The sequence below is a fragment of the Tomitella cavernea genome, from assembly GCF_016599145.1.
Classification (GTDB): domain Bacteria; phylum Actinomycetota; class Actinomycetes; order Mycobacteriales; family Mycobacteriaceae; genus Tomitella; species Tomitella cavernae.
This window is the reverse complement of record NZ_JAENKO010000092.1, coordinates 1-6,035: the sequence shown is the minus strand read 5'-3', so window position 1 is coordinate 6,035 and position 6,035 is coordinate 1. Positions and strand designations below refer to the sequence as shown.

General features: G+C 72.2%; 6 protein-coding genes. 3 read left to right on the top strand and 3 right to left on the bottom strand.

Annotated features, from left to right (window positions below; translation table 11 throughout):
* Positions 1-888 (bottom strand): ABC transporter permease (locus tag JJ683_RS18385; protein ID WP_307811052.1); only part of this gene is annotated, 888 nt, incomplete at its 3' end.
* A complete protein-coding gene (locus tag JJ683_RS18380; protein WP_200176247.1) occupies positions 885-2,069 on the bottom strand; it encodes a thiamine ABC transporter substrate-binding protein in 1,185 nt (394 codons plus the stop codon). The genes JJ683_RS18380 and JJ683_RS18385, both read right to left, overlap by 4 nt.
* A gap of 169 nt (positions 2,070-2,238) precedes the next feature.
* On the opposite strand from JJ683_RS18380, the gene JJ683_RS18375 reads away from it, so the two are divergent.
* Positions 2,239-2,532, top strand: a complete 294-nt coding sequence (locus JJ683_RS18375) for a 4a-hydroxytetrahydrobiopterin dehydratase (protein ID WP_200176245.1) — start codon at positions 2,239-2,241, stop codon at positions 2,530-2,532.
* Here JJ683_RS18375 and JJ683_RS18370 read toward each other — a convergent pair.
* Entirely contained in the window at positions 2,510-3,778 is a 1,269-nt protein-coding gene (locus JJ683_RS18370) for a mannosyltransferase (protein ID WP_242474857.1), read from the bottom strand. The genes JJ683_RS18375 and JJ683_RS18370 overlap by 23 nt on opposite strands.
* 465 nt (positions 3,779-4,243) lie before the next feature.
* Between JJ683_RS18370 and JJ683_RS18365 the strand changes: the two genes are divergently transcribed.
* Entirely contained in the window at positions 4,244-5,029 is a 786-nt protein-coding gene (locus JJ683_RS18365) for an Rv1157c family protein (protein ID WP_200176243.1), read from the top strand.
* 95 nt (positions 5,030-5,124) lie between these two features.
* Positions 5,125-6,035, top strand: a 911-nt coding sequence (locus tag JJ683_RS18360; RefSeq protein WP_443733994.1) for an HNH endonuclease family protein, incomplete at its 3' end; no start/stop codon positions are given.

Sequence of the window (6,035 nt, the reverse complement as noted above, 5' to 3'; positions counted from 1 at the left end):
CGCCGGGGCGGCGGCGCTGCGCACTCCGCGGCGTGCGAACGCCGCCGCCGCGAGCGCCGCCGTCACGGCGAGGAGCTGCAGGATGGACAACGCGGCGGCCATCCGGAGGTCGAACACCTGCACCGTCTGCAGGTAGATCTCCGTCTCCAGCGTGCGGAAGCGCGTTCCGCCCAGCACGAGAACCACGCCGAAGCTGGTGGCGCAGAAGAGGAATACCACCGCCGATGCGGAGGACACGGCGGGAAGCAACCGCGGCGCGGTCACCGTCGCGAAGACTCGCGCGGGGCCCGCTCCCAACGCGCGCGCCGCCTGCTCCGGGCGCGGGTCCATCCGCGCCCACACGCCGCCGACGGTGCGCGCGACGATCGCGATGTTGAAGAACGCATGGGCCAGAATGATCGCCCACACCGTGCCGTCGAGCCCCGTCCAGCCCAACAGGTGCCCCTCTCCCAGCAACATCCGGAAGGCGACGCCGACGACGACTGTCGGCAGGACGAACGGCACCGTCACCACCACGCGCACGAGCGTCTTGCCGGGCAGCTGCACGCGGGCGAGCAGCCACGCGACAGGCATCCCCAGAGCGAGGGTCAACGCGGTGGAGGCCGCGGCCTGGCCCAGCGTGAACGCCACCAGGCGCCCCACCTCGGGCGTCCACCACAGCGCGAGGATCGCGGCAGGGTCGAAGCGACCGGCGTCGTCGACGAGTCCGCGGTGCACGATGGCCACCACCGGCCACGCGAAGAACATCGCGGTGAACCCGACCGGGACCGCACCGAGCACCAGCGGCCAGGACACGCCGCACCGGCCACGGTCCGTCCCGCCGCCGGCGCGCGTCACTGCCCGGCGGCGCACGCCGCGGCGTTCCTCGGCCCCAGGATGCGCACTCACCCCAGAACGATGTCCCGCCACTGCCGGATCCAGGCATCACGGTGAGCGCCGATACGCGCCGGGTCCATGGAAAGCACATGGGCCGGCTGAGCGGCGTACTCGGCGAACACCGGCGGAAGCGGCGTGCCGCGCTGCACCGGGAACACGTACATCTGGCCGGGCAGGTCCTGCTGGACCGCTGGGGACAGCAGGAAATCGACCAGTTCGCGGGCCGCCTCCGGCCGGTCGGTGCCGCTGAGCACGCCCGCGTACTCGACCTGGCGGAAGCAGCTGTCCGCCAGCGCCCGCGTCGGCGGCGCCGACCCGTCCGCCCCGGCCTCCGCCGGCGGAGAGGACGCGTAGGACACCACGATGGGGCGCGGCCCGTCACCGCTGGACCCCGAGAACTCCACCGTGTAGGCCTGCGTCCAGCCGTCGACCACCTTGAGGCCGTTGCCGCGCAGCGCCCGCCAGTATTCCTGCCAGCCCCCGTCCTGCGCGGACTCCTCAGCCCGCTCCGGCGCATCGGGCTCGGCAGGCTTATCCGGTTCCGCCGGCGCGGCGGCCTGCCCCGGGCCGCCGGATTGCGTGACGATCGTGGCCAGCAGGAACGCCAGGCCCGGCGACGAGGTGGCCGGGTTCTCGACGACGGTCAGGTCCTTGTACTCAGGGCGGGTCAGGTCGGCGATCGACGCCGGCGCCGTGATCCCGTGCCGTTCGAACCACCCGGTATCGATATTGAGGCACACGTCGCCGTAGTCGACTGCGGTGAGCTCGTCCGAGCCGGGCACGGCATAGTCCTGGGCGCCGTCCTGCGCGGCGGGCGAGACATACGGCTCGAACACGCCCTGCCCGATCACCCGGGACGCGAAGGTGTTGTCGATTCCGAAGGCCACGTCGCCCAGCGGATCGCCCTTGGTGAGCACCAGTTCGCTGGCCAGCCGGCCCGCGTCCCCGCTGCTGCGCACCTCCACGTCGACGCCGGTCTGCGCGGTGAATCCGTCGAGCACACCCTCCGACAGGGCGAAGGAATCGTGGGTGACGAGCACCAGCGGGCCGTCCCCGGTGCCCGCGCCTCCGCCGGAAAGCGAGCACCCGGCTGCCGCGGCCACCGCCACGACCATGGTCAGCGCCGCCAGCGGGCGGCGGGACCGCCGGATCGACCGGCCGACTCTGGACTTCGCGATCGCACGCTCGTTCATCTGGCTCCCTCGCGCCGGCATGATCCGGATCAGGTTCTTCGGGTGTGTTCTCAGCCCTGCGGTTTCCTGGCCCCGCAGCGGGCACCCCGGCCTTGCACCGTGCATCCTAGCCGCCCCCGCCCGGCCCACCGGGTGGCGATGTCGACGCGCAACGCGGAGCATCGGTGGCATGAGTACAGCACTGTCCGCAGAAGCCATCGCATCCGCACTGCAGGACCTCCCCGGCTGGGCCTACGACCCCGGGCCGCCCGCGCTCGTCCTCGAGGTCAAGGCCCCGACCTTTCCCGAGGGGATCGAGTGGGTGCGCCGGGTCGCGGAGTACGCGGAATCCGTCGGCCACCACCCCGACATCGATATCCGATGGCGGACGGTCACGTTCCGCTGCTCCACGCATTCCGACGGCGCCGTCACGGACAAGGACGTGACGCTGGCCGCCGAGATCAACCGGCGCGCGCCGGGCTGACCCGTCCGCTCCGGGCGGCCCAGGCCGTCCATCCGACGGTGACGATGGTGAGGGCCACGTCGACGGTCCCGAGCACCACCTCGGCCGGGGACCCGCCGATCACCTCGCCCGCCGCCGTCCGCGGATTGAGCAGGACCGACGACACGCCGACGAGCATCACCACCGTCCACACGACTGCGAGCGTGCGGGCGCCCGGGAACCGGGAGACGGCGCCGTGGAGCAGCCAGATGATCATGGGCAGCACCCAGACCCAGTGGTGGTTCCACGAGATGGGCGAGGCCAGCAGCCCCAGCAGCTGCACCAGGATCAGCGTGCCGAGGCGGTCGTCCCGGTCCAGCGCACGCCATGCGACGAAGCTCAGCGCGGCGAACACGATGATCGTGCCGATGACGATCCAGTGGTCGCCCAGATCGTGGCCCGCGATGCGGCTCAAGGCGCCGCGCAACGACTGGTTGATGGGTGCGCCCACCGGGCCGATCCTGTCGGCGTCGCCCAGCAGGTCCTCGAAGTACCGCCGCGTCTCGTCGCCGATCAACGCGAAGCTGACGGCCACCGTCCCCGCGAACGCGACCGCCGACCACGCCGCCGCCGCCCAGCGCCGTCGGGCGAGGAAGTACAGGCCCGTCACGGCCGGCGTGAGCTTGATCCCCGCCGCGATGCCCACCAGCAGGCCCGCGCACCACGACCTGCGCGACTGCACTGCCACCATCACCAGCAGCACCAGGAAGATGTTGATCTGGCCAAAGTTGATGGTCACCCGCATCGGCTCGAGCCACATGCCGATCACCGTCCACAGCACCGCGGCCGTGCGGATGTGCGGCGCGTCCGCGCCGTCGCCCATCGCCATCCGCAGGGCGATGCGGACCACCGCGTACAGCGCGGCCACCGAGAGCACCTGCCAGGCCACTCCGAGCACGGTGAACGGGATCAGGTGCAGCGGATAGAACAGCACCGCGGCGAACGGAGGGTAGGTGAACGGCAACGCGGCGCCCTCGGCGCCGTCCTGCAGGACGAACCCGTAGAGGTTTCCGGAGAAGGTGGTCGCCGCACCGTCGACATAGACGTGCAGGTCCAGCAGGCGTCCGAGCGAACCGCCGGAGAGGGTGGCCGCGACGCGCACCAGTACCGACACCGCCAGCAGCGGCCACGCCCACGGCGCCACCGCGGCGAGTGCCCGTCGGGTGCGGCCGGTCCCCGGTCCCGCCGCCCCACGCTCAGGGGACACAGACTGCGCCATCCGACCCATGCCCCCGATTCTCTCGACGTCGACTCGGCTGCGCATGACGCCGCCCACACGAGCGCCTGCCCGTCCGAAGGCCCCGAGGGAGACTATCAGGGGGGCCGCGCACCGCCGCGCCGCCGAGCCCGTCGGGTCGGACGGCCGACCGGCGTGCGCGTCACCGCCGTGCCTCCGCGCCGGGTTTGCCCGATGCCATTGACCAACTACGTCCCCTTTGGTAACACTTGCAACAATAAGAACATCAATCACAACTGTTACAGTGCGCCGTCACACCGGGCCCGTCCGATACGATTTCGGACCGAGCGTGGTTGGCCACGACGGCGGATTGTCGAGTAACTTGCTGTCGAGCGGACCGACTTGCGGCGCGAGCGGCGCGAGCGGCGGGCGCCCCCGCTGCATCGCACGCGGATGCCCCCCAAGAGAACGGATGTGACGGTGCAACTGATTCGTCGAACGCGAAGGCCTTTCGCAGTGCTGGCGGCGGCGGCCGCCGCGGCGCTGGTCCTCCCGACCGGCGCAGCCGCCGAGGACGCGTCACCGGTGGCACCGCTCACCGATCCGCAGGCCCTCTCCGATATCGCCGCGATGTTCCCGGACGACGCCCGGATGCCCACCACGGACGAGCTCGCCGCGGTGCAGGCGCTCTTCCCCGCGTTCATCGGCACGCTCATTCAGCCCGCGGCCGGCACGCCGAACAACGCGATGCTCGCGCAGGCTCAGGCCCTCGTGGACCAGTCCCCGCTGCCGCAGGACGTCAAAGACAAGCTCGGCGCCGCCATCGCCTTCCTCGACGGCAGCAAGGGCGGCGGGCCGGAGATTCCCGAAGGCGGCGACAAGCCCGTCATCCAGCAGTTCCTCTTCCCCACCGTGGGTCAGGGCTGCATCGCCGGCGGACAGGATTCCGTCGGCATGGCACTGATGACGGCGGGACCGCAGCCCGCGCCCGCCCCGGGGCCCGGACCCGGCCAGGCCGGCTTCGTGTTCACCGCGCTGGGAACCTCCGGCGCGCAGCCGGCCCCGGCGCAGCAGCTCATGGTGTCCTGGATCAACGTCGACACCGGCGCGCGGGGCACCCAGCCGCTGACCAACGAGTCCGCCATCAACCAGGACGGCCCCACCACGCTCACCACCATCGCCGACACCGGCACCGGTCGCGTGGTCTCCACCATCTATGGCTCGGTGGTCAGCAAGGGCGAGGACGGTGCGCCGCCGATCGAGTGCACGGTGCTGCCGACGATAGGCCTCGGCGTCGTCTGATGCGTCCACGGATGTTCCGCGGCGCTCCGAACGCCGCGGAGCCCTCCGTGACCGGTGCGCGGCCCGCCGTCCCGGCGCTTGTCCAGGAATGCGCGGTGCACGCCCGTTGGCCGTCCGCCCGACACCTCCCGGCTCTGTCCCTCGCCGTGGTCGCCGCGACCCTCGCAGCCGGCTGCGCTTCGGCCGTCGGCGACGGGCCCACGACACCCGTGCCGTCCACGGCGACGGGGACGCCCGCCGCACAGTCCTCCGGGACGCACGCGCCGACGGCGACGGGGACGCCCTCTGCTCTCCCGCCTACCAGCGACGCCGGGGGCCCCGGCGGCGCGACCGGTGCCGACCCGGATGCGGCCGAGGTCCGCGCGCTGCTCGCCGGCCTTCCGGTCAAGGGCCGCGCACCGAAGACCGGCTACAACCGCGACATGTTCGGGCAGGCATGGAGCGACGACGTGACCGTCGACGGCGGCCACAACGGCTGCGACACGCGCAATGACATCCTGCGTCGCGACCTCACCGAGCTCACCTACCGGCCGGGTTCCCACGGTTGCACCGTGCTCACGGGCTTGCTCGACGACGCGTACACGGGTAAGCGCATCGAATTCACGCGCGGGCGGGGCACCTCCCGTGACGTGCAGATCGACCACGTGGTGGCGCTGTCCGACGCATGGCAGAAGGGGGCGCAGCAGCTGTCGTCGGAGCGCCGCCGGAACCTGGCCAACGATCCGCTCAATCTGCAGGCGGTGGACGGCCCCGCCAACCAGCAGAAGGGCGCAGGCGACGCGGCCACGTGGCTGCCGCCGTCGAAGCCGTACCGCTGCACCTACGTCAGCCGGCAGGTGCGGGTGAAGGACCGCTACGACCTGTGGGTGACCACGGCCGAGCGCGACGCGATCAACCGGATCCTCGACGGCTGCGAAGGCACGGGCGCAGCCCCCGCGGCGCCCGCCGACGCCGCCGGCACCGCGCCCGCCGCGGGCGGGAACCCGCCGGCACCGGCGGACGGGGC

What these genes read in the sequence shown, in the direction of transcription:
- JJ683_RS18380 (WP_200176247.1), bottom strand. Translation starts at nt 2,069, where the DNA reads ATGAACGAGCGTGCGATCGCGAAGTCCAGAGTCGGCCGGTCGATCCGG.
- JJ683_RS18375 (WP_200176245.1), top strand. Translation starts at nt 2,239, where the DNA reads ATGAGTACAGCACTGTCCGCAGAAGCCATCGCATCCGCACTGCAGGAC.
- JJ683_RS18370 (WP_242474857.1), bottom strand. Translation starts at nt 3,778, where the DNA reads ATGGGTCGGATGGCGCAGTCTGTGTCCCCTGAGCGTGGGGCGGCGGGA.